Annotated in this window: 23 protein-coding genes and 1 riboswitch; of the genes, 12 read left to right on the top strand and 11 right to left on the bottom strand. The window is 73.0% G+C overall.

Translation table 11 applies throughout. The features are described from left to right. Nucleotides 1–13: 13 nt before the first annotated feature. Complete coding sequence (locus ACFYYN_RS11075) at nt 14–1,216, bottom strand: NAD(P)/FAD-dependent oxidoreductase (protein WP_500545521.1); 1,203 nt, start codon at nt 1,214–1,216, stop codon at nt 14–16. 82 nt (nt 1,217–1,298) lie between these two features. Then, nucleotides 1,299–1,412: riboswitch (TPP riboswitch) on the top strand. Here ACFYYN_RS11075 and thiO point away from each other — a divergent pair. The 6 genes from thiO (at nt 1,409) to ACFYYN_RS11045 (ending at nt 7,154) form a co-directional block, all read left to right on the top strand. Continuing rightward, nucleotides 1,409–2,557, top strand: coding sequence for a glycine oxidase ThiO (gene thiO / locus ACFYYN_RS11070; RefSeq protein ID WP_500545520.1), 1,149 nt, complete (start codon nt 1,409–1,411; stop codon nt 2,555–2,557). It overlaps the preceding riboswitch by 4 nt. Continuing rightward, nucleotides 2,554–2,772, top strand: a complete 219-nt coding sequence (thiS, locus tag ACFYYN_RS11065; RefSeq protein WP_500329873.1) for a sulfur carrier protein ThiS — start codon at nt 2,554–2,556, stop codon at nt 2,770–2,772. The genes thiO and thiS overlap by 4 nt, the downstream gene beginning before the upstream one ends. Nucleotides 2,773–2,777: 5 nt before the next feature. Continuing rightward, nucleotides 2,778–3,581, top strand: a complete 804-nt coding sequence (locus ACFYYN_RS11060) for a thiazole synthase (RefSeq protein ID WP_500545519.1) — start codon at nt 2,778–2,780, stop codon at nt 3,579–3,581. Between the two features lie 174 nt (nt 3,582–3,755). Continuing rightward, nucleotides 3,756–5,654 (top strand): Stk1 family PASTA domain-containing Ser/Thr kinase, encoded by a 1,899-nt coding sequence (pknB, locus tag ACFYYN_RS11055; RefSeq protein WP_500545518.1) that lies wholly within the window; start codon nt 3,756–3,758, stop codon nt 5,652–5,654. Then, nucleotides 5,642–6,547, top strand: coding sequence for a deoxyribonuclease IV (locus ACFYYN_RS11050; RefSeq protein WP_500545517.1), 906 nt, complete (start codon nt 5,642–5,644; stop codon nt 6,545–6,547). The genes pknB and ACFYYN_RS11050 overlap by 13 nt, the downstream gene beginning before the upstream one ends. An 85-nt stretch (nt 6,548–6,632) precedes the next feature. Further along, nucleotides 6,633–7,154 (top strand): DUF4396 domain-containing protein, encoded by a 522-nt coding sequence (locus ACFYYN_RS11045; protein ID WP_500545516.1) that lies wholly within the window; start codon nt 6,633–6,635, stop codon nt 7,152–7,154. A gap of 21 nt (nt 7,155–7,175) precedes the next feature. Here ACFYYN_RS11045 and ACFYYN_RS11040 read toward each other — a convergent pair whose 3' ends face one another. Next, a complete protein-coding gene (locus tag ACFYYN_RS11040) occupies nt 7,176–7,790 on the bottom strand; it encodes a sulfite oxidase-like oxidoreductase (protein ID WP_500545515.1) in 615 nt (204 codons plus the stop codon). Nucleotides 7,791–7,951: 161 nt separating this feature from the next. Between ACFYYN_RS11040 and bfr the strand changes: the two genes are divergently transcribed. Next, a complete protein-coding gene (gene bfr / locus ACFYYN_RS11035; RefSeq protein WP_500545714.1) occupies nt 7,952–8,431 on the top strand; it encodes a bacterioferritin in 480 nt (159 codons plus the stop codon). A gap of 25 nt (nt 8,432–8,456) precedes the next feature. On the opposite strand, the gene ACFYYN_RS11030 is transcribed toward bfr, so the two are convergent. Beyond that, on the bottom strand, nt 8,457–8,759 hold the full coding sequence (locus ACFYYN_RS11030; RefSeq protein WP_500545514.1) for a (2Fe-2S)-binding protein: 303 nt from the start codon (nt 8,757–8,759) through the stop codon (nt 8,457–8,459). A 133-nt stretch (nt 8,760–8,892) separates the two neighbouring features. Continuing rightward, nucleotides 8,893–10,242 carry a class II 3-deoxy-7-phosphoheptulonate synthase gene (locus tag ACFYYN_RS11025; protein WP_499511392.1) on the bottom strand — a complete coding sequence of 450 codons (1,350 nt, stop codon included), beginning with the start codon at nt 10,240–10,242 and terminating at the stop codon, nt 8,893–8,895. A gap of 280 nt (nt 10,243–10,522) precedes the next feature. Here ACFYYN_RS11025 and ACFYYN_RS11020 point away from each other — a divergent pair, with 280 nt between their 5' ends. Next, nucleotides 10,523–11,041, top strand: coding sequence for a hypothetical protein (locus ACFYYN_RS11020; protein ID WP_500545513.1), 519 nt, complete (start codon nt 10,523–10,525; stop codon nt 11,039–11,041). Here ACFYYN_RS11020 and ACFYYN_RS11015 read toward each other — a convergent pair. Then, complete coding sequence (locus ACFYYN_RS11015) at nt 10,992–11,516, bottom strand: anthrone oxygenase family protein (RefSeq protein ID WP_500545512.1); 525 nt, start codon at nt 11,514–11,516, stop codon at nt 10,992–10,994. The two genes, ACFYYN_RS11020 and ACFYYN_RS11015, sit on opposite strands and share 50 nt — an antisense overlap. Before the next feature lie 252 nt (nt 11,517–11,768). Here ACFYYN_RS11015 and erm point away from each other — a divergent pair, with 252 nt between their 5' ends. Beyond that, nucleotides 11,769–12,521, top strand: a complete 753-nt coding sequence (gene erm, locus ACFYYN_RS11010; protein WP_500545713.1) for a 23S ribosomal RNA methyltransferase Erm — start codon at nt 11,769–11,771, stop codon at nt 12,519–12,521. A gap of 10 nt (nt 12,522–12,531) precedes the next feature. Here erm and ACFYYN_RS11005 read toward each other — a convergent pair whose 3' ends face one another. Then, nucleotides 12,532–13,116, bottom strand: coding sequence for a Uma2 family endonuclease (locus ACFYYN_RS11005; protein ID WP_500545511.1), 585 nt, complete (start codon nt 13,114–13,116; stop codon nt 12,532–12,534). Between the two features lie 284 nt (nt 13,117–13,400). On the opposite strand from ACFYYN_RS11005, the gene ACFYYN_RS11000 reads away from it, so the two are divergent. Next, a complete protein-coding gene (locus tag ACFYYN_RS11000) occupies nt 13,401–15,344 on the top strand; it encodes an anthranilate synthase family protein (RefSeq protein WP_500545510.1) in 1,944 nt (647 codons plus the stop codon). Nucleotides 15,345–15,382: 38 nt separating this feature from the next. Here ACFYYN_RS11000 and ACFYYN_RS10995 read toward each other — a convergent pair whose 3' ends face one another. The 5 genes from ACFYYN_RS10995 to ACFYYN_RS10975 all read right to left on the bottom strand — a co-directional run bounded on the left by ACFYYN_RS10995 (nt 15,383) and on the right by ACFYYN_RS10975 (nt 20,072). Continuing rightward, complete coding sequence (locus ACFYYN_RS10995; protein WP_500545509.1) at nt 15,383–16,045, bottom strand: uridine kinase family protein; 663 nt, start codon at nt 16,043–16,045, stop codon at nt 15,383–15,385. A gap of 131 nt (nt 16,046–16,176) precedes the next feature. Next, nucleotides 16,177–17,205, bottom strand: coding sequence for a 6-phosphofructokinase (locus tag ACFYYN_RS10990; RefSeq protein ID WP_499511397.1), 1,029 nt, complete (start codon nt 17,203–17,205; stop codon nt 16,177–16,179). 182 nt (nt 17,206–17,387) lie between these two features. Then, nucleotides 17,388–18,047, bottom strand: a complete 660-nt coding sequence (locus tag ACFYYN_RS10985; RefSeq protein WP_500329889.1) for a response regulator — start codon at nt 18,045–18,047, stop codon at nt 17,388–17,390. Nucleotides 18,048–18,064: 17 nt separating this feature from the next. Further along, nucleotides 18,065–19,321: a MacS family sensor histidine kinase gene (gene macS, locus ACFYYN_RS10980; RefSeq protein ID WP_500545508.1), complete on the bottom strand. Its 1,257-nt coding sequence runs from the start codon at nt 19,319–19,321 to the stop codon at nt 18,065–18,067. A gap of 34 nt (nt 19,322–19,355) precedes the next feature. Beyond that, a complete protein-coding gene (locus tag ACFYYN_RS10975) occupies nt 19,356–20,072 on the bottom strand; it encodes a lysophospholipid acyltransferase family protein (RefSeq protein ID WP_500545507.1) in 717 nt (238 codons plus the stop codon). Between the two features lie 127 nt (nt 20,073–20,199). On the opposite strand from ACFYYN_RS10975, the gene ACFYYN_RS10970 reads away from it, so the two are divergent. Both ACFYYN_RS10970 and ACFYYN_RS10965 read left to right on the top strand, forming a co-directional pair. After that, nucleotides 20,200–20,985: an alpha/beta hydrolase gene (locus ACFYYN_RS10970; RefSeq protein WP_499511399.1), complete on the top strand. Its 786-nt coding sequence runs from the start codon at nt 20,200–20,202 to the stop codon at nt 20,983–20,985. Further along, on the top strand, nt 20,978–21,550 hold the full coding sequence (locus ACFYYN_RS10965; protein WP_499511400.1) for a hypothetical protein: 573 nt from the start codon (nt 20,978–20,980) through the stop codon (nt 21,548–21,550). The genes ACFYYN_RS10970 and ACFYYN_RS10965 overlap by 8 nt, the downstream gene beginning before the upstream one ends. Nucleotides 21,551–21,555: the final 5 nt, after the last annotated feature.

Below are 21,555 nucleotides of genomic sequence, written 5' to 3'. Positions count from 1 at the left end.
ACCACCACGGGCGTCAGACGACCGCCGCCCGCAGCTGCACCGCAGGGTCGGCGGCCAGGGTGTCGTCGAGGTGGGCGCCGCGGGCGATGAGCTTGCGGGCCTGCGCCAGGTCGCGGGGCCGGCCCACGGCGAACAGCGCGACCAGCTGGCCGTCGCGCAGCCACAGCACCGACCAGGCGGGCCCGTCCGGGTCCCCGCGCAGCAGCATGCGGTCGGAGTCCACGTGGTACCCGGCGTACTGCACGAACCGCCCGAACTGCTCCGACCAGAAGTAGGGGACGGGGTCGTAGGGCTCGTCACCGCCCAGGATGTTCGCGGCGGCCGTGCGCGGCCCCTGCACCGCGTTGTCCCAGTGGTGGATCAGCAGCCGCTCCCCGTACCGCGCCGACGGGAAGGAGGCGCAGTCCCCCACCGCGTACACGTCCGGCACCGAGGTGCGCAGCCGGTCGTCGGCGAGGACCGAGCGGTCCGGCCCCAGCTCGACGCCGGAGCCGGCCAGCCACCCGGTGGCGGGCCGGGCGCCGATCCCGATGACGACCGCCTCGGCGGCGAGCACGCTGCCGTCGGCCAGGCGCACCGCGCCCGGCTCGACGGAGGAGACGACCGCGCCGGTGCGCAGCTCCACGCCCTCCTCCGCGTACCAGCCGCGCATCCGTTCGGCGATGTGCTCGGGCAGCACCCCGGCGAGCGGGTGGTCGGCGGCCTCGACGACGGTCACCTCGCACCCGGCGTGACGGGCCGCGGTGGCGAACTCGGCGCCGATCCAGCCCGCACCGACCACCACGACCCGGTGCCGGTTCTCCAGCACCGGGCGCAGCGCGGTGGCGTCGTCCAGGGTGCGCAGCACGTGCACGCCCGGCGTGCCCTCGCTGCCCGGCAGCATGACCGGCTCGGCGCCGCTGGCCAGGACGAGCTTGTCGTAGCCGACCGGGCCGGCGTCGGTGTGGACCTGCCGCTCCCCGGGGCGCAGGGCGCTCGCGTGCCGCCCGAGCAGCAGTTCGACGTTGATCCCGGCGAAGTCGACGTCCAGCGCCGGGCCCTCCTCGGCGCCGAAGAGCACGCCCTTGGACAGCGGCGGCCGGTCGTAGGGGGCGTGCGGCTCCGCGCCGATCAGCGTGATCGTCCCGCCCCAGCCCTGCTCGCGCAGGGACACGGCGGTCTGCACTCCGGCCATCCCGGCCCCGACGACGACGACGCGCTGCTCGCTGCTGGTCACGCGATCACCGTAACGCCGCGGGGGCGGCGCCCGCCGGTACCGGTGCCCTACTCGCCGTGGATGGCGCGTACTAAGGTGGTTCAGGAGCACTCGCGGGAGCCCGGCGCACCGGGCTGAGAGGGCGGCTGGAGCGGCCGCCGACCGTACGAACCTGATCCGGGTCATGCCGGCGAAGGGAGGAGCGGGAACATCATGCACCGTCATGACGTCGTCGTGGTCGGCGGCGGGATCATCGGACTGGTCACCGCGTGGCGGGCCCGCGGGCGTGGCCTGCGCACGGCGGTCGCGGACCCCGAACCGGGCGGCGGGGCCGCCCGGGTGGCCGCGGGGATGCTGGCACCGGTCACGGAGGTGCAGTACGGCGAGCAGCCGCTGCTGGAGCTCAACCTCGCGGCGGCCCGCCGCTATCCGTCCTTCGTGGCCGAGCTGGAGGAGACGACGGGGCTGGACCTCGGCTACCGCACGTGCGGCACCCTCGCCGTCGCCCTCGACGCCGACGACCGGGCGCAGCTGCGCGAACTCCACTCCTTCCAGGAGTCCCTGGGCCTGGCGTCGCAGTGGCTCAGCGGCCGCGAGTGCCGCCGCCTGGAGCCGATGCTCGCCCCCGGCGTGCACGGCGGGCTGCGGGTCGACGGCGACCACCAGATCGACCCGCGGCGGCTGGCCGCGGCGCTGGTGCGCGCCTGCGAGCTGTCCGGGGTGGAGTTCCGGCGGTCGCGGGTGGCACGGGTGGACGTCACGGGCGACCGCGCCCGCGGGGTGGTCCTGGAGGACGGGACCCGGATCGCCGCCGGGCAGGTGGTGCTGGCCGCCGGGAGCCTCAGCGGCCGGGTCGAGGGGCTGCCCGCACGGGCGCTGCCGCCCGTACGGCCGGTGAAGGGGCAGGTGCTGCGGCTTCGGGTGCCGGCGGCGTACGCGCCGTTCCTGTCGCGGACGGTACGGGCCGTGGTGCGCGGCGGTCACGTCTACCTGGTGCCGCGCGAGAACGGCGAGCTGGTCGTCGGCGCCACCAGCGAGGAGATGGGCTGGGACACCACCGTCACCGCCGGTGGGGTGTACGAACTGCTCCGCGACGCCCACGAATTGATCCCCGGCATCACCGAACTCCCGCTGACCGAGACGCAGGCGGGCCTGCGCCCCGGCACGCCCGACAACGCCCCGGTGCTCGGCCGCGGCGCGCTGGACGGCCTGGTGCTGGCCACCGGCCACCACCGCAACGGCGTGCTGCTGACCCCGCTGACCGGGGACGTGATGGCCGAGGTCCTGACCGGGTCGGAAGTCCCCGCGCAGGCCCGGCCCTTCTCCCCCGACCGCTTCACCCTCCAGGAGCAGCACGCATGACCGCGCCCCTCCTTCTGTCCGTCTCCGTCAACGGCGAGGCGCGGGAGGTCGCCGAGGGCGTCACCCTCGACCGCCTCGTCGCGACCCTGACGGTCGCCCCGTCCGGAGTGGCGGCCGCGCTCAACGAGACGGTCGTCCCCCGCGCCCAGTGGCCGGCGACCCCGCTCCGCGACGGCGACCGCGTCGAGGTCCTCACCGCAGTCCAGGGAGGCTGACCCCCATGGCCGACGACCCGCTCACCATCGGCGGCACCGCCTTCGGATCCCGGCTGATCATGGGCACGGGCGGGGCGCCCAGCCTGGAGGTGATGGAGCAGGCACTGCTGGCCTCCGGCACCGAGCTGACCACGGTCGCCATGCGGCGGCTGGACCCCACGGTCAAGGGCTCCGTGCTGTCCGTGCTCGCCCGGCACGGCATCCGCGTGCTGCCGAACACCGCCGGGTGCTACACCGCGGGCGAGGCCATCCTCACCGCCCGCCTGGCGCGCGAGGCGCTGGGCACGGACTGGGTGAAACTGGAGGTCATCGCCGACGAGCGCACCCTGCTGCCGGACCCGGTGGAACTGCTGGACGCGGCGGAGACCCTCGTGGACGACGGCTTCACGGTGCTGCCGTACACCAACGACGACCCGGTGCTCGCCCGGAAGCTGGAGGACGCGGGCTGCGCGGCGATCATGCCGCTGGGCTCGCCCATCGGATCGGGGCTCGGCATCCGCAACCCGCACAACTTCGAACTGATCGTCGAGCGGGCGACGGTGCCGGTGATCCTGGACGCGGGTGCCGGGACGGCCTCGGACGCGGCCCTGGCGATGGAGCTGGGCTGCGCGGCCGTCATGCTGGCCTCCGCCGTCACCCGGGCGAGGGAACCGGTGCTCATGGCCGAGGCCATGCGGCACGCCGTCGACGCCGGGCGCCTGGCCTACCGGGCGGGGCGCATCCCCCGCCGCCACCACGCGAACGCGTCCTCGCCGGCTGTGGGACTCGCCACGTTCGACCCCGAGCGCCCCGCCTTCGGCGCCTGCTGACCCCGGCCCGGGCACCGTGCCACGACCTGCGGGGCCCGCGCCGGACCGGGGCCGCTCCCGCCCCGTGGCACACGGCAGCGCGGGTCATGGGGCGGTCGCGGTACCGCACGGGTGAGGTACAACTTGGGCGGCTTAGCCCAGAAGGGTCATGTCGGCACCGTAAACTGCACCTTCGTGGATACGACGCTTCAGGACCCGCTCGTCGGGCAGACGCTCGACGGCCGCTACCGGGTGGAGTCCCGGATCGCGGTCGGCGGCATGGCGACGGTGTACCGGGCGCTGGACACCCGCCTGGACCGGGTGCTGGCCCTGAAGGTCATGCACCCCGCCCTCTCCGCCGAGCCCGGCTTCGTGGAGCGCTTCATCCGCGAGGCGAAGACGGTGGCGCGCCTCGACCACCCCAATGTGGTGCAGGTCTACGACCAGGGCGCCGACGGCACCTACGTCTACCTGGCCATGGAGTACATCGCGGGCTGCACCCTCCGCGACGTGCTGCGCGACCGCGGCGCCCTGCCGCCCCGCGCCGCGCTGGACATCCTGGAGCCCGTCCTGGCCGCGCTCGGCGCGGCGCACCGCGCGGGGCTGGTGCACCGCGACATGAAGCCGGAGAACGTCCTCATAGGCGACGACGGCCGCGTCAAGGTGGCGGACTTCGGCCTGGTCAGGATCGCGGGCACGCACACCAACACCTCCGCCGGCGGAGTCCTCGGCACGGTCTCTTACATGGCGCCGGAGCAGGTCGAGAGCCCCACGACCGACGAGCGCACCGATGTGTACGCGTGCGGGGTGCTGCTCTACGAGATGCTCACCGGCCGCAAGCCGCACACCGGCGGGACGCCCGTGCAGGTGGTCTACCAGTTGCTGAACGAGGACGTGCCCGCCCCGTCCGCCGCCTCCCCCGGGCTGCCCCCGCAGCTGGACGCGCTGGTGGCCGAGGCGACCGCGCGTGCCGCCGCCCGGCGTCCGGCCGACGCCGCGGAGCTGCTGCGGCGGCTGCACGCGGTGCGCCAGGGCATGACGCCCGAGCAGCTGGACCTGGTGCCGCCGGGCGCGCGGACCCCCGCGCACGCCCCCGCGGCACCGGCCGGCGCCGAGGAACCGACGACGGTGGTGCACCGCACCGCGCGCCTGGAGTTCTCGCCCGAGCCGACCCGGCAGCAGCCCCGGGCGGCGTCCCGGACGGCGACCCGGCCCCGGCGGCGTCCCGGGGCGATCGCCGTCGTGACGACCCTGCTGCTGATCCTCGGCGTCGGCGCGGGCGTCTGGTACATCAACGACGGCCAGTTCACCCGGACCCCCGCCGTCGTCGGGCTGCCGCAGGCGCAGGCGGAGCGCCAGCTGCGCGACGCCGGGCTGCGGGTCGAGGTCGTCGAGGCGTTCGACCCCACCATGACCAAGGGCAAGGTGGCCTCCACCGACCCGGGCACCGGCGAGCGCATCCGCGACAACGGCACGGTGACGATCACCGTGTCCAAGGGCCCGGAGCGGGTGAAGGTCCCCGGCGTGGTGGGCGAGGAGCTGGCGGAGGCGAAGCGACGCCTGAAGGCCGCCGGACTGAGTCCGGGGACGGTCTCCCGGGAGTTCAGCGACGAGGTGCCGCGGGGCCGGGTGATCTCCACCGACCCCGGCTCGGGCGCGAGCCGCCGGCCGGACTCGGCCGTGTCGCTGGTGGTGAGCAAGGGCGCGCCCGTCGACGCCCCCGACGTGGTCGGGCAGCCGCTGGAGGACGCCCGCCGGCAGCTGGAGGACGCCGGGCTGCGGGTCAAGGTGGACCCGCGGCAGGTCTACTCCGACCAGGCGGACGAGGGCGCGGTCGCCGGGCAGACGCCCGGCGCGAACACGCGGCTGGCGGCCGGGGACACGGTCACGCTGCAGGTCTCCAAGGGCCAGGAGATGGTCGTGGTACCTGACGTGCAGGGCCTGGACGTCGACAAGGCGAAGGCGAAGCTGGAGGCCGCGGGCTTCGACGTGCGCGTCATCCAGTTCTTCTTCACCGGCCAGGTCAACAACCAGTCGCCCGCCGGCGGCACCGAGGCACCGAAGGGCAGCACGATCACACTGTGGGTGCGATAGTCACGTCCGATGGCGGCGCCGCCGCCGCGCTCCGCAACCCCGTCGGCGGCCATGTCGCCGTGGCCGGGGGCCTGGCCACCACCGGGCTGGCGGAGGCCGCGCGGATGGGCGCCGAGACCGTGCAGGTCTTCGTCGCCAACCCCCGCGGGTGGGCGACCCCGCCCGGCAGTCCGCGCCAGGACGAGGAGTTCCGCGAGCGCTGCGCCGCGCGGGGACTCCCCGCGTACGTCCACGCGCCGTACCTGATCAACTTCGGCTCGCACACCGAGGCGACCGTCGACCACTCGGTGGACTCGCTGCGTCACTCGCTGCGCCGCGGGCGGGCGATCGGCGCCCTGGGCACGGTCGTGCACACCGGGTCGGCGACCGGCGGCCGTTCCCGGGCCACCGCGCTGGCGCAGGTACGGCAGCGGATGCTGCCGCTGCTGGAGGAGCTGACGCACGACGACGACCCGTGGCTGCTGCTGGAGCCGACCGCGGGGCAGGGCTTCTCGCTCTGCTCGCTGGTGGAGGACCTGGGCCCGTACTTCGACGCCCTGGACCACCACCCACGGCTGGGGGTCTGTCTGGACACCTGTCATGTGTTCGCGGCCGGGCACGACCTCGCGGCGGCCGGCGGGGTCAAGGCCGTCCTGGACGAGCTGGTGGCGACGGTCGGCGAGGGGCGGCTGAAGCTCGTCCACGCCAACGACTCCAAGGACGTCGCCGGCGCCCACAAGGACCGCCACGAGAACATCGGCGCCGGTCACATCGGTGCCACCGCCTTCGGGGAGCTGTTCCGGCACCCCGCCACGCAGGGCGTGCCGCTGGTCGTGGAGACGCCGAACGGCGGCCCCAAGGGCACCGGGATGGCCACGGACGTGGCCGTGCTGAAGTCGTTGCGTCCGGCCTGACCGGATCGGCGGGAATACCCCCGGGGGGTACTGCGTTGAGGCTCCAGCACGCACGACACCCGCACTCATCCCTGGGGGACACAGGATGCAGCACGTCGAGCACTCCCAACGGCATCAGTCCCACCACGAGCCGTCCCAGCACGAGCACCACACGGCGGCCCACCACACCGGCCCGGCCTCCTGGGGCACCGCCGTCCAGGCCACGTTGCACTGCCTCACCGGCTGTGCGATCGGCGAGGTCCTCGGCATGCTGATCGGCACGGCCCTCGGCTGGCACAACGTCCCGACGATGACCCTGGCGATCGTCCTGGCCTTCGTCTTCGGCTACTCGCTCACCATGCGCGGCGTCCTGCGGGCCGGCCTGGACCTGCGCAGCGCCGTACGGGTGGCGCTCGCCGCCGACACCGTCTCGATCGTCTTCATGGAACTCGCGGACAACGGGACGATCCTGCTGTTCCCGGGCGCGATGGACGCCACGCTGTCGGACGCGCTGTTCTGGATCAGCCTCGCGCTGGCCTTCGTGGTCGCCTTCCTGGTGACCACACCCGTCAACAAGTGGATGATCGGCCGCGGCAAGGGACACGCGGTCGTGCACCGGTACCACTGACCCGCGGCGGAGGCCCGGCGGCTACAGCTCAGGCCCGTCGCCGGGCTCCTCCTGGTACGAGTAGCGCTGCTCGCTCCAGGGGTCACCGAGGTTGTGGTAGCCGCGCTCCTCCCAGAAGCCGCGGCGGTCGGACGTCATGTACTCCACGCCCCTGACCCACTTGGGGCCCTTCCAGGCGTAGAGGTGGGGCACGACGAGCCGGGCGGGGAAGCCGTGCTCCGCGGTCAGCGGCTCGCCGCCGCGGTGGGTCGCGAATATCGACTTGGGGTCGGCGAAGTCCGCCAGCCGCAGGTTGGAGCTGAAGCCGTACTCGGCCCACACCATGACGTGCGTGACGTCCGGCGCGGGCGGCGCCAGCCGCAGGATCTCGCCGGTGGAGACACCGCCCCACTCGACGCCGAGCATGCTGAACTTGGTCACGCAGTGGAAGTCGCCTGTGACCGTCGTGTACGGCAGCGCGGCGAACTCCTCGTGGCCCCAAGCACGCTTGCCGCCGTCCGCCGTGGCGCCGAAGACCTGGAACTCCCAGCGCTCGGGTTTGAACCTGGGCACCGGACCGTAGTGGGTGACCGGCCAGCCCCGCTGGAGCCGCTGTCCGGGAGGAAGCTCCCCTTCGCGGCGTTCGGACTGACCCATGCGTCCATGGTGACAGACCGGATGCAGTGCCACCGACCAGCACCAGGTCAAAGTATGACAACCCGGGCCACCGGAGTAAGTGTGAACTTACTGGATCGCTTCCACCGGCGGTGCGAAGATGCGCCCATCGTGTGGATTCCTCCGGAAAGGACGGGCTTGCCATGCAGGGCGACCCCGAGGTCATCGAGTTCCTGAACGAGCAACTGACGGGCGAGCTGACGGCGATCAACCAGTACTTCCTGCATGCCAAGATGCAGGAGAACCTGGGCTGGACGAAGCTCGCCAAGTACACGCGGCACGAGTCCTTCGACGAGATGAAGCATGCCGAGGTGCTGACCGACCGCATCCTCTTCCTCGACGGACTGCCGAACTACCAGCGGCTCTTCCACGTCCGGGTGGGGCAGACCGTCACCGAGATGTTCCAGGCCGACCGCCAGGTCGAGGTCGAGGCGATCGACCGCCTCAGGCGCGGCATCGAGGTCATGCGGACGAAGGGCGACATCACGTCGGCCAACATCTTCGAGGACATCCTCGCCGACGAGGAGCACCACATCGACTACCTGGACACCCAGCTCGAACTCATCGATAAGCTCGGGGAGCCGCTGTACATCGCCCAGCTCGTCGAGCAGCCCGACAGCTGACGGCCGCCGGCCGGGCCGCAGCCGTTCAGGCGGCGCTGGCCGCCGCGGGCAGCGGGACCACGACCGGCAGTGCGGGCGGGACTGGCAGGGAGGCCGGCGCGGGGGCGCCGAGGGGCTCCGCGGGCGCTCCGGGCTTCGCCGTGTCGAGCTTCGTACGGGTGGCACAGCCGTCGCCGCGGCCGAGAAGCGCCTGTATCCGGCGCACGCAGGAACCACAGTCCGTGCCCGCCTTGCAGGCGGAGGCGATCTGGCGAGGGGTGCAGCGGCCGGCGTCCGCATGCTGCTTGACCTGCTCTTCGGTGATGCCGAAGCATGAGCAGACGTACACGCGGTTCCCCTCTCTCTCGATCCCGGCCTGAGGTTAACCTAACCTTACCCGCCGGGCGAGTGGCTGAAAACCGACGAGGGGCGCGGATCGATGTGATCCGCGCCCCTCTCAGGGTCCGCAGGGACGGCCGCCGCTACTGGCCGCGGTACATCTCCGCCACCAGGAACGCCAGGTCGAGCGACTGGCTGCGGTTGAGCCGCGGGTCGCAGGCCGTCTCGTAGCGCTGGTGCAGGTCGTCGACGAAGATCTCGTCACCGCCGCCCACGCACTCGGTCACGTCGTCGCCGGTGAGCTCCACGTGGATGCCGCCCGGGTGGGTGCCGAGGCCGTGGTGCACCTCGAAGAAGCCCTTGACCTCGTCGAGCACGTCGTCGAAACGGCGCGTCTTGTGACCCGAGGCCGCCTCGAAGGTGTTGCCGTGCATCGGGTCGCACACCCAGGCGACCTGCGCGCCCGAGGCCGTGACCTTCTCCACCAGGTTCGGCAGCAGCTCGCGCACCTTGCCGGCGCCCATGCGCGTGATGAAGGTCAGCCGACCGGGCTCGCGGTCCGGGTCCAGCCGGTCGATCAGCGCCAGCGCCTCCTCGGGCGTGGTCGTCGGGCCGAGCTTCACACCGAGCGGGTTGCGGATCTTCGAGGCGAACTCGATGTGCGCGTGGTCGAGCTGACGGGTGCGCTCACCGATCCAGACCATGTGGCCGGACACGTCGTACAGCCGGCCGGTGCGGGAGTCCACGCGGGTCAGCGCCGACTCGTAGTCGAGCAGGAGCGCCTCGTGCGAGGCGTAGAACTCGACGGTCTTGAACTCCTCGGGGTCCGCGCCGCAGGCGTGCATGAAGTTCAGCGCGCCGTCGATCTCCCGGGCCAGGGCCTCGTAGCGCTGCCCGGACGGCGAGGACTTCACGAAGTCCTGGTTCCAGGCGTGCACCTGACGCAGGTCGGCGTAGCCGCCGGTGGTGAAGGCCCGGACGAGGTTCAGCGTCGCGGCGGACGCGTTGTACAGGCGCTTGAGCCGCTCCGGGTCCGGCACGCGGGCCGCCTCGGTGAACTCGAAGCCGTTGACCGAGTCGCCGCGGTAGGTCGGGAGGGTCACCCCGCCCCGGGTCTCCGTCGGCTTCGAACGCGGCTTGCTGTACTGACCGGCGATCCGGCCCACCTTCACGACCGGCACGGACGCGGCGTAGGTGAGGACGGCGCCCATCTGCAGCAGCGTCTTCAGCTTGTTGCGGATCTGGTCGGCCCCGATCTGGTCGAAGGCCTCCGCGCAATCGCCGCCCTGCAGCAGGAACGCCTCACCACGGGCCACGGCCCCCAGGCGGTCGCGCAGCTGGTCGCACTCGCCTGCGAAGACGAGCGGCGGATACGACTCGAGGTCCGCGATCACTTCGCGCAGAGCCTCGGGGTCGGGGTACTCAGGCTGCTGCGCCGCGGGCAGTGAGCGCCAGGTCTGGCGCCCGGCGTGGGTTTCAGCGTTCACGGTCACGCAGCCCACATTACGTGGTCGTGTCCGTTCCTTTGCGCATCGGACCAGAGGATGAGACGACTGAGTGACCCCCTCGGAGCCCCGTCCGACCCGCCCGGTGCAGGCCCGCGGGGCCCGGAGGGCGAGCCCTCCCCGGCCCCGCGCGCCGGCGCCGCCCGGCGTACGGCGACGGCGCGTGCGGCCCACGCCACCACCGCGGAGTCCACCCAGTGAGACGGCCCGCGCCCGGGGTCATACGCTCGGCCCGCACACCGAAGCCCGGACAGGAGGGGCCGCCGTCATGCCGACACCGCCGGAGGCGTTCACGTACGTGGGACCGGACGACATCCGCGCCGCCGTGGTGCGGTTCGACGCGGCGGGCCGGGCGGTGCGGTCACCGGACGGCGTCCGGGAGTGGCTGGACGGCACCGCCGCCGCCGAACGCGAGGAGCCCTTCACCTACGTCGTCGACCCGACCGGCACGCTCCGTCTGGCGCCCCGCCGCAGCGAGCACGTGGCGTGCGCCGGGGGCGGGCCCGTGCCGGCCGCCGGGGAGATCACGTTCGCCGCGCGGGAGGACGGCGGGTGGGAGGTGACCGAGGTCGGCAACCAGTCGACCGGCTACTGCCCCGACCCCGAGGCGTCCTGGCCCGCGCTGGCGGAAGCCCTCGACCGGGCGGGGCTCACCCGCCCCGGCTGGTTCACCCGGGCGGTCGTCTTCCGGCACTGCCCGCGGTGCGGCGAGCGCAACCTCGTCAAGGACGACGACTTCACATGCGCCCTGTGCGACGCGCCGCTTCCACGGCGGCGCGGCCGCTGAGGACGAGCGCCTGGCCCAGACAGCCCAGCGCCCCCGTGCACAGGAGCGTGCGCGCCAGGTTCCAGCGGACCCAGGCCGCCTCGAACCGCTCGCGCACGGCGGCGGGATCGGCGAGGCTCCCGGGGTCGCCCGCCGCGTCCAGCCGGTCGTTCAACGGGATGTTGACGCCGAAGGTGACGACGAGCACCCCCAGGTAGAGCACGGTCGCGGCGATCACCCACGGGAGCGGACCGCGGCCTCCGTCGCGCAGGCAGAGCGCCACCGCGGCGGCGCACAGCAGCAGCGAACCGCCGAAGACCAGCAGGAACCAGCCGTTCTGGATGGCGACGTTGATGCGTTGCATGGCGTCGACGAGCGTACGGTCGGCCGCCTTGGCCAGACCCGGCATGACGGCGACGGAGAAGGCGAAGAAGAGCCCGGCCATGAGGCCGACGGCGATGGTGGCCGCGACGAGGACGGCGTCTCGGGAGGTCATGCGACCAGTGAAGCCGCGCCCGGTGAGACGGAACATGGCCCGGACGCTCCGTCCCATACGCGCGCGTCCACACGGAGAGCGCGGAAAACCGCGTGCGGAAGCGAACGGGGCCGGGATACCGTGCGGCCATGGGTTGCACCTACTACATCAGGCTGCGCCGGGCATAGCCGCGGCGCTCTTCGCCGCGGCATCGGGTCCATCGTCGGAACCTCTCATGTCGCGGAGTGCACACCCATGCCTCACCACCGGTCCATGGTGGGCGGCCGGCACGAGCTCGGCCAGAACTTCCTCACCGACCGCACCGTCATCGCCTCCATCGAGGCCCTCGTCGCCGCCACCAGCGGACCCATCGTCGAGATCGGCCCCGGCGACGGCGCCTTGACCCTCCCCCTCAGCCGCACCGGCCGCCCCCTCACGGCCGTGGAGATCGACCCCGGGCGTGCACAGCGCCTGCGGCGGCGGCTCCCGCGCGGCGCGCACGTCGTCACCACCGACGTCCTGCGCTACCGCTTCCCGCGCGAACCGCACGTGATCGTCGGCAACCTGCCCTTCCACCTGACGACCACCATCATGCGGCGCGTCCTGGCCGCCGACCGGTGGGAGTGCGCGGTGCTGCTCGTCCAGTGGGAGGTCGCCCGCCGCCGCGCGGGCGTCGGCGGCGCCAGCATGCTCACCGCCTCCTGGTGGCCCTGGTACGACTTCACCCTCCACTCCCGCGTCCCCGCCCGCGCCTTCCGCCCGGCACCCTCCGTCGACGGCGGACTGCTGACCATGACCCGGCGCCCGCAGCCGCTCGTCACCGGCGACCGCCGGGCCTACCAGGCCTTCGTCCAGCGGGTGTTCACCGGCCCGGGCCGCGGCCTGCGCGAAGTCCTCGCCCGCACCGGCCACTTCGACCGCACGGCGCTGCGCGACTGGCTACGTGCCGAACGCGTCCCCCCGCACGCCCTCCCCAAGGACCTCACGGCGAGGCAGTGGGCGTCCCTGTGGCGGCTGGTGAGGTGAGGGGCGGCGGCTACAGCCGCTCGATCTCCGCGAGGTCGATGTCCACGGCGAACGGCACGGACACCTTGAGGCGTTCGTGGTGGATGCCGGTGGCGACGTAGGTGCCGGTGGCCGGCTCCCGTTCGAAGACGTAGACGACGGGGAGCCGGCCCTCGCCCTTCTCGACCCGCCAGAAGTGCGGGATGCCCGCCTCGGCGTACAGCTGCGGCTTGCGCTTGCGGTCCCGCTCCTCGGAGTCGGGTGAGACCACCTCCACGACGAGCACGGCGTCGGCCGCCTGGTACCCCGTCTCGTCCGCGCCGTCGCTCGCGGCCTCGGCCCGCACCAGCACCAGATCCGGCTCGGGCCGGTTGCGCCGGTTCAGCACGACGCTCATCTCCCGCCGCACCCGCAGGTCCTCCGGGGCCGCCGCTCGCAAGCCCTGCTCCAGCAGATACATGGCCAGCGAATGAAAGCTCTTCTGCGGGCTCACGAACACCAGGCTCCCGTCGATCAACTCCGTGTGCGGCGGGAGGTCGGGAATGCGGTCCAGGTCGTCCGAGGTGAAGCCGCCACGCGGCGGAATCGCCCAGGCCGGCAGCGGTTCGGCGGTCATGGTTCCTCCCATGGACGGGATTCCGGACGCATCCCCGAGAGTACCGGGGCCCTACGTCCCCACGATGCCCCGAAAGCGTGAGACGCGGCCGCCGCGTCGTGGACGGATGCGTTAGGGTGCGGAACATGTACGCGCAGCAGACGCACCTGCAGTGGTGGTGGACCGCGGATCCGGCGGCCCACTAGCAGCGCGTACGCACAGCCAGACGCTCAGGCCGCCCGAGGGGCGGCCTTCGGTGTTTGCGCGGCCGTCCCTTCCCTCGCCGAAGACCGGAAGGAACCGCCGTGGAGAACCACGATCCCGCCGCCGCACCCCCCGCCGCCGCGCTCGTCGAACGGCTGCTGGACCCCGCGTGCCCGCCCTTCGCGCTGCTCAGGCGCAGAGCGCCCGGCCGGGACACGGACACCGTCGAAGTGCTGCTCGGCCCGGTCACGACGGCGGAGCGGCTGACCGACATCGCGCTGCCGACCGGGGCACCCGAAGGGGAGCGCCCCGCGGTGGACGCACTGGCGCTGGTGCCGTACCGCCAGATCAGGGAGCGTGGTTTCGACGTGCGCGACGACGGGACGCCGCTGGTCGTGCTGCGCCCCCGTGAGGCGTACGAGCTGCCGCTCCCCGAGCTCATGGCGGCCCTGCCCGCGCACGCGGTGCGCGTGGAGGGCGGGGCCTTCGACGTCGACGACGACACGTACGCCGGGATCGTGGAGCGCGTCATCGAGGACGAGATCGGGCGCGGCGAGGGCGCGAACTTCGTCATCCGGCGCACCTTCCGCGGCGAGGTCCCGGGGTTCGCGGCGGCCGACGCGCTCGCCCTGTTCCGCCGGCTGCTCGACGGCGAGCGCGGCGCCTACTGGACGTTCGTGGTGCGGACCCCGGAGCGGACCCTGATCGGCGCGAGCCCCGAGGTGCACGTGCGGATGGCCGGCGGCACGGTCGTCATGAACCCCATCAGCGGCACCTACCGCTACCCCCCGCAGGGGCCGGACGCGGAGGGGCTGCTCGCCTTCCTGCGGGACGCCAAGGAGGTGGAGGAGCTGACGATGGTGGTCGACGAGGAACTGAAGATGATGTGCACCGTCGGCGACCTCGGCGGCGTCGTCGTCGGCCCGCGCCTGAAGGAGATGGCGCACCTGGCGCACACCGAGTACGAGTTGCGCGGCCGCAGCAGCATGGACGTGCGGGACGTGCTGCGCGAGACGATGTTCGCCGCGACGGTGACCGGCTCGCCGGTGCAGAACGCCTGCCGGGTGATCGAGCGCCACGAGCCGGGCGGCCGCGGCTACTACGCCGGCGCCCTCGCCCTGATCGGGCGGGACGCCGGCGGGGCACAGACCCTGGACTCGCCCATCCTGATCCGCACCGCGGACGTCGACGCCGCGGGCGGCCTGAAGGTCCCGGTGGGCGCGACCCTGGTGCGGCGCTCCGACCCGTACGCGGAGGTCGCCGAGACGCACGCGAAGGCGGCGGCCGTGCTGGCCGCGCTGGGGGTCCGGCCCGGACGGGCGCAGGGCCAGGCTGCGGACCGGCCACCGCTCGGCGACGACATCCGGGTGCGGGCCGCGCTGGACGGACGCCGCCGGAACCTGGCCCCGTTCTGGCTGCGCATGCGCACCGCGGAGCAGCCCGGCACGCTGACCGGGCACGCCCTCGTGGTGGACGGCGAGGACACCTTCACCGCGATGCTCGCGCACGTGCTGAGGTCGTCCGGGCTGCAGGTCACCGTGCGCCGCTTCGACGCCCCGGGACTGCACGAGGCCGCCCTCGCGCACCAGGGCCCGGTCGTCCTCGGTCCGGGCCCCGGCGACCCGTCCGACACCGGCGACCCCAAGATGGCCCTCCTGCGCGGCCTCGCCTCCGGACTCGTCCGCGGCCACCGGCACGGCCTGCTCGGGGTCTGCCTCGGCCACGAACTGATCGCCGCCGAACTCGGCCTCGACATCGTCCGCAAGGACGTCCCCTTCCAGGGCGCGCAGACATCCGTCGACCTGTTCGGGAAGGCGGAGACCGTGGGGTTCTACAACTCCTTCACCGCCCGCTGCGACGACGCCACGGCGGAGGAGCTCGCCATGCACCGCATCGAACTGAGCCGCGACCCCGCCACCGGCGACGTCCACGCCCTGCGCGGCCCGGGCTTCGCGGGCGTCCAGTTCCACCCCGAGTCCGTGCTCACGCTGGGCGGCACGGCGATCGTGGCGGACCTCCTGGCGGGGGTCACGGTGGCGGGCTGACGCCCGCGACCCGCCGCCCCGCACGCGGCCCCGGCAGGTCAGACCGCGGCCGCCGGGAGCTGGTGCGTCCGCGGGGTGACCGCGCGGGGCCGGCGGGGGCGGGCGGCGGGGACCGGGTCGGGCACGGGCGCGGGGACGGGCGACAGGAGCGGGCCGATGAGACCCAGGACCGCCGCCACCATGTCGGGGCCCTCGTTGAGGCCGTCCACCACGAGGTCGGCCAGCGCCCGCGAGGGGGCGACGTGGGCGACGTGGCGGTCCCGCCCGCTCTGCAGGTAGTTCAGCAGGGACAGCCGCGGGTCCTGCCGCTGGACCTCGATCTTGCGGAGGATCTTGCGGGCCAGCCGGACGTCGTCGGGGGCGTCCACGTACACCCGCCAGTCCGCCCGTTCCCGCACCGACGGCAGGGTCAGGGCGAACAGGCCCTCGACCACCACGAGGCGCACGCCGGGCCGCGTCAGCGCCGCGTCGATCGCGGCGCTGACGGCGGCCTCGTCGATGGAGCCGGGGTGGTTCCAGTCGAGGATGGCGTGCCCGCCGGCGCTGACCGTCCACACGCCCCTGAGGGGATCGTGCGCGGGCACGTAGTAGTCGTCCAGATGGACCAGTGCGATGCTCTCGGGACACTGCAGCGACAGGGCCTCGGCAAGGGTGGACTTGCCGGATGCGGTGCCGCCTGCGACCGCCAGTACACCCGTCATGCCGGGCGCTCCTCATGTGCTCAAGGGGGATAAACGAAGCGGCCGGACAAGCCGGGTGCAGGGAATGTACGGCCGCGTGATCGCCCATGGCAAGCGGGGAAAGCGCAGACGGCGCCGGGGAAACGCCGTGTTTACCCGAAGAAGACCGCCGCCTCGGTGTAGAGCCGCGGATCGACCGTCTTGAGCTGGGCCGTCGCGTCGCGCAGCGGGACGCGGACGATGTCCGTACCGCGCAGGGCGACCATCTTGCCCCAGTCCTGGTCGCGGACCGCGTCGATGGCGTGCAGGCCGAAGCGGGTGGCGAGCCAGCGGTCGAAGGCGCTGGGGGTGCCGCCGCGCTGGATGTGGCCGAGGACGGTGGTGCGGGCCTCCTTGCCCGTGCGCCTCTCGATCTCCTTGGCGAGCCACTCGCCGACGCCGGAGAGCCGGACGTGGCCGAAGGAGTCGAGCGACTGGTCCTTGAGCACCATGTCGCCGTCCTTGGGCATGGCGCCCTCGGCGACCACGACGATGGGTGCGTAGCGGATCTTGAAGCGGCTCTCCACCCAGGCGCAGACCTGGTCGACGTCGAAGCGCTGCTCGGGGATGAGGATGGCGTTGGCGCCGCCGGCGAGGCCCGAGTGGAGGGCGATCCAGCCGGCGTGGCGGCCCATCACCTCGACGACGAGGACGCGCATGTGCGACTCGGCGGTGGTGTGGAGGCGGTCGATGGCCTCGGTGGCGATGTTGACGGCGGTGTCGAAGCCGAAAGTGTAGTCCGTGGCCGCCAGGTCGTTGTCGATGGTCTTGGGCACGCCGACGCAGGGGACGCCGTACTCGTCCGACAGGGCGGTGGCGACGCCTAGGGTGTCCTCGCCGCCGATCGCGATGAGTGCGTCGACCTCGTACTTGGCGAGGTTCTCCTTGACGCGGCGCACGCCGTTCTCCGCCTTGAGCGGGTTCGTGCGGGACGAGCCGAGGATCGTGCCGCCGCGCGGGAGGATGCCGCGCACGGCGGGGATGTCGAGCGGCACGGTGTCGCCCTCGAGGGGACCGTGCCAGCCGTCCCTGAAACCGGTGAACTCGTATCCGTACTCCTGGACACCCTTGCGCACGATGGCACGGATGACCGCGTTGAGCCCGGGGCAGTCTCCGCCGCCGGTCAGCACGCCAACTCGCATGATCCATCCCTTCCCGTTCGCACCATTTGCCTGCGTCCACGACGCTAGCGTGACCGGCGTCACAGGTGGGATGGGCCGTTCGGTGAAATCCCTTGATCCGCGGGGATGTTGGTCCGCCGATTTCACCCTTCCGGGCGGCGCGCGGCACTGGAACGGGCGCGCCCCCGAAGGCGGCGTCGGGGCTATTCCTCGTCCAGTCCGCGTTCGATGGCGTAGCGGACGAGTTCGACGCGGTTGTGGAGTTGGAGCTTGCCGAGGGTGTTCTGGACGTGGTTCTGGACGGTGCGGTGGGAGATGACCAGCCGTTCGGCGATCTGCTTGTAGCTGAGCCCCTTGGCGACGAGCCGCAGGACCTCGGTCTCGCGGTCGGTGAGGCGGGGCGCCTCGGGGGTGTCGGCCGCGACGGGAGCGGGGTCGGAGGCGAGGCGGCGGTACTCGCCGAGGACGAGGCCGGCGAGGCCGGGGGTGAAGACGGGGTCGCCGACGGCGGTGCGGCGGACGGCGTCGAGGAGTTCCTCGCGGCCGGCGGACTTCAGCAGGTAGCCGGTGGCGCCGGACTTCACGGCCTCCAGGACGTCCGCGTGCTCGCCGCTGGCGGAGAGCACCAGCACCCGCAGAGCGGGGTTGTCGGCGATGACGTCCTTGCAGACCTGGACACCTGACAGGCCGGGGAGGTTGAGGTCGAGGACGAGCACCTCGGGCATGGCCGCCCTGGCGCGCCGTACCGCCTCCGGACCGTCGCCGGCGGTGGCGACCACCACGTATCCGGCCTCGGTGAGGTCGCGGGCCACCGCGTCCCGCCACATGGGGTGGTCGTCGACCACCATCACCTTCACCGCCATGACCCCAATCTCCTCCCTCACTTCGCGAGCCTCAACTCGACTTCTGTCCCCTGCCCGGGCACCGACACCAGTTCCGCCGTGCCGCCGAGGTCCCGGAGCCGGCCGCGGATGGACTGGGCGACCCCGAGCCTGCCCTCGGCCTCGGCGGCGGCGAGGCGGCCTTCGGGGATGCCGGGGCCGTCGTCGCGGACGCTGACCAGTACGGCCTCGGGTTCGTCCTCGACCAGGATCCAGGCGTGGGCGTCCTCACCGGCGTGCCGGCGGACGTTCTCCAGGGCGGCGCCCACGGCGGCGGCGAGTTCACGTGCCGCGCGGGCCGGGACGAGGACGGGGGTGCCGGGGGCCGCGACGGTGACCCGGGCACTGCCGTACGGGGAGAGCAGCGGGCGCAGGTCGCGGGGCGCGTCCGGGTCCTGGCCGGCGCCGGCCTCGGCCTCGGCGTCGGCGTCGGCGTCGGCGTCGGTGCCGGTGGCACCGCGGGGGGACGGCAGGGCGGCGGCGCCGTCGGTGACCAGGGCGCGCAGGGCGGCCTCCTGTTCGCCCGCCATGCGGCCCAGGGCCTCGGCCTCGCCGCCGATCTCGGCCCCGCGCCGCTGCACCATGGCGAGCACCTGCAGCACGTTGTCGTGGATGTCGCGAGCCAGGCGCTCCCGCTCGCGGGTGGCGGCCTCGATCTGCAGGGCGCGGGCGAGGGTGCGTTCACTGGCGCGGGCGACCTCGACGACGTACCCGATGGCGATGCTGGCGATGGCCACCAGCAGCACGTTGTGGAGGGTGTCGCGGGCCGGGGCGCCGCGTTCGACGAGGTTGGCGCCGCCGACGAGGCAGGAGGCGGCGGCCGCCCAGCGCCAGCCGCCCTTGATGGCGAAGGCGAGCACGGAGCCGGCGGTCCAGATCGACGGGAGGGTGGGCCCGCCGTCGAGGATGCGCTGGTGCGCCTCGACGACCGGGGTGATGAGGATGCCGGTGATCGCGACACCGAGGTCGACGATGAGGAAGGGCCTGGTGCAGCGCTGGGGCGAGCTCACCTTGCCGACGGTGGCCAGCGTCCACACGGCGAGCACCGCCATGTAGGCCGCGCCCGCCAGGGGGTGTGCGTGCTCGTGGTAGGCGGCGGCGTAGAGCCCGATGGCGTACGCCGCAGTCAGCAGCCGGTAGCCGGTGAGGGCGCGCCACAGCGGCTGCTCGACGGACATGCGGGCGACGCGTGCGGGCCGCGCGGCGGCGGACCCGCCGGGTCTCCCCCCGGTCGCGCCGGTCTTCTCCCCGGCCATGGGCCGTCCCCCCGTTTCCCCCGGGCGCGTCCGGCTAGGACTCGCCGTGCTGTTGCTGCTTCTTCGCCGCCTCGGCGATCTGCCGCTTGGCGGCGGTCGCGTAGATGTCCACGTACTCCTGGCCGGAGAGCTTCATGATCTCGTACATCACCTCGTCGGTGACCGAGCGCAGGATGAAGCGGTCGTGCTCCATGCCCATGTAGCGGGTGAAGTCCAGCGGCTTGCCGATCCGGATGCCGGGGCGCATCAGCTTGGGCATGACCTGGCCGGGCGGCTGGATCTTCTCCGTGTCGATCATGGCGACCGGGATCACGGGCGCGCCGGTGGCGAGCGCGATGCGGGCCAGGCCGCCGGGCTTGCCGCGGTAGAGGCGGCCGTCGGGCGAGCGGGTGCCCTCGGGGTAGATGCCGAAGAGCTCGCCGGCCTCGATGACCTTTATCCCGCTGTTGATCGCGGCCTCGCCGGCGCCGCGCGCGCCGGAGCGGTCCACGGGGAGCTGGCCGACGCCCTTGAAGAAGGCGGCGGTGAGCTTGCCCTTGATGCCGGGCGTGGTGAAGTACTCGGCCTTGGCGATGAAGGTGACCTTGCGGTCGAGCACGGCCGGCAGGAAGAAGGAGTCCGAGAAGGACAGGTGGTTGCTCGCCAGGATCGCCGCTCCCTGCTTGGGGATGTGCTCCATCCCCTCCACCCACGGCCGGAACGCGGCCCGCAGGGGATGCCCGATGGCGATCTTCATCACGCCGTACAACAACCGATGACCTCCTGTGTCTGACGGGAAGACCTTAACGCCAGATCCGCCGGTGCTCTCCCCCGGTGTCGGCCGTCCGCGTACTGTGAGGTATCGCTTTTCGCGCATTCCACCGAACAGGAGACGCACGGTGCCGCTGATGCCCGGAGCCGAGCCCTACCGCCACGACGGCGGCAAGGTCGGCGTCCTGTTGTGCCACGGATTCACCGGCACACCGCAGTCCATGCGGCCGTGGGCCGAGTACCTGGCCGAGCGGGGCCTGACCGTGTCCGTACCGCTGCTGCCGGGGCACGGCACGCGCTGGCAGGACATGCAGCTGACCGGCTGGGAGGACTGGTACGCGGAGGTGGACCGGGAATTCCGCGCGCTGTCCGAGCGCTGTGACCGCGTGTTTGTCTTCGGAATGTCGATGGGCGGGGCCCTGACCCTGCGGCTGGCCGCGCAGCACGGCGCCGCGGTCAGTGGCATCGCCCTGGTCAACCCCTCGGTCAAGGCCGACAGCCATCAGCTGAAGGTCGTTCCCCTCTTGCGCCACTTCGTCCCCACCGTGCCGGGCATCGCGAGCGACATCGCGAAGGAGGGCTCGCAGGAGGTGGGCTACGACCGCACCCCGCTGCGGGCGGTGCACTCGCTGAGCCGTTTCTGGACGCTGGTACGCCATGAGCTGCCGCAGGTGACGCAGCCGCTCCTGCTGCTGCACAGCCGGGTCGACCACGTGGTGCACCCGTCGAACTCGGCGGTCGTGCTGAGCCGGGTGTCGTCGACGGACGTCACGGAGACGGTGCTGGAGCGCAGTTACCACGTCGCGACGCTGGACCACGACGCGGAGACGGTCTTCGAGGAGTCGTACGCCTTCGTCGAGCGGCTGTCGGGTGCGGGAGAGCGGGCGGAGAAGGAGGACGCGGCCAGTGGCTGAGCCCGAGGAGGAGCGCCGCCAGGTGCCGGAGGGCGGCGAGCCGGAGCGCGCGCCGCTGGACGAGGAGTCGGCGTGGGCCGAGATCGTCGCGGCGTACGAGAAGGACCCCGAGCCCGGGACGGGTTCCTGGCCCGAGGCCGAGGACGTCCCGGCCGCGGAGCGGGACGGCGAGGGCGGGGCCGACGGCGAGCGCGACGGGAGCGAGGGCACGGCGGACCCGTCCGCGCTGCCCGCGGCGCCGGACGCGACGCGCATCGTCATCCACCCCGTGCTGTCCGGTCCCCGTGACTACGCACTCGACGAGGACGCGGACGAGGGGCACTACGAGCCGCCGGAGCCGCCGCCGCTGCCGGAGGCGGACGTGACGACGAAGTTCGCATGGCTGGCCGCCGTGGGCGGCCCGCTGCTGATCTTCGGCTTCGTCCTCTTCCAGGAGCCGATGCCGTGGTGGGCGCTCACCGTCGGCGTCGGCGGCTTCCTCGGCGGCTTCGCCACCCTGGTGACGCGCATGCGTCCGGGCGGCGACGAGGACGACGACCTGCCGGGCGGCGGCGCCGTGGTCTGACCGGC

Source organism: Streptomyces sp. NPDC001902, from assembly GCF_042891295.1.
GTDB lineage: Bacteria > Actinomycetota > Actinomycetes > Streptomycetales > Streptomycetaceae > Actinacidiphila.
Note: the sequence above shows the minus strand (reverse complement) of the source record. Positions and strands in the feature narration are given on the sequence as shown.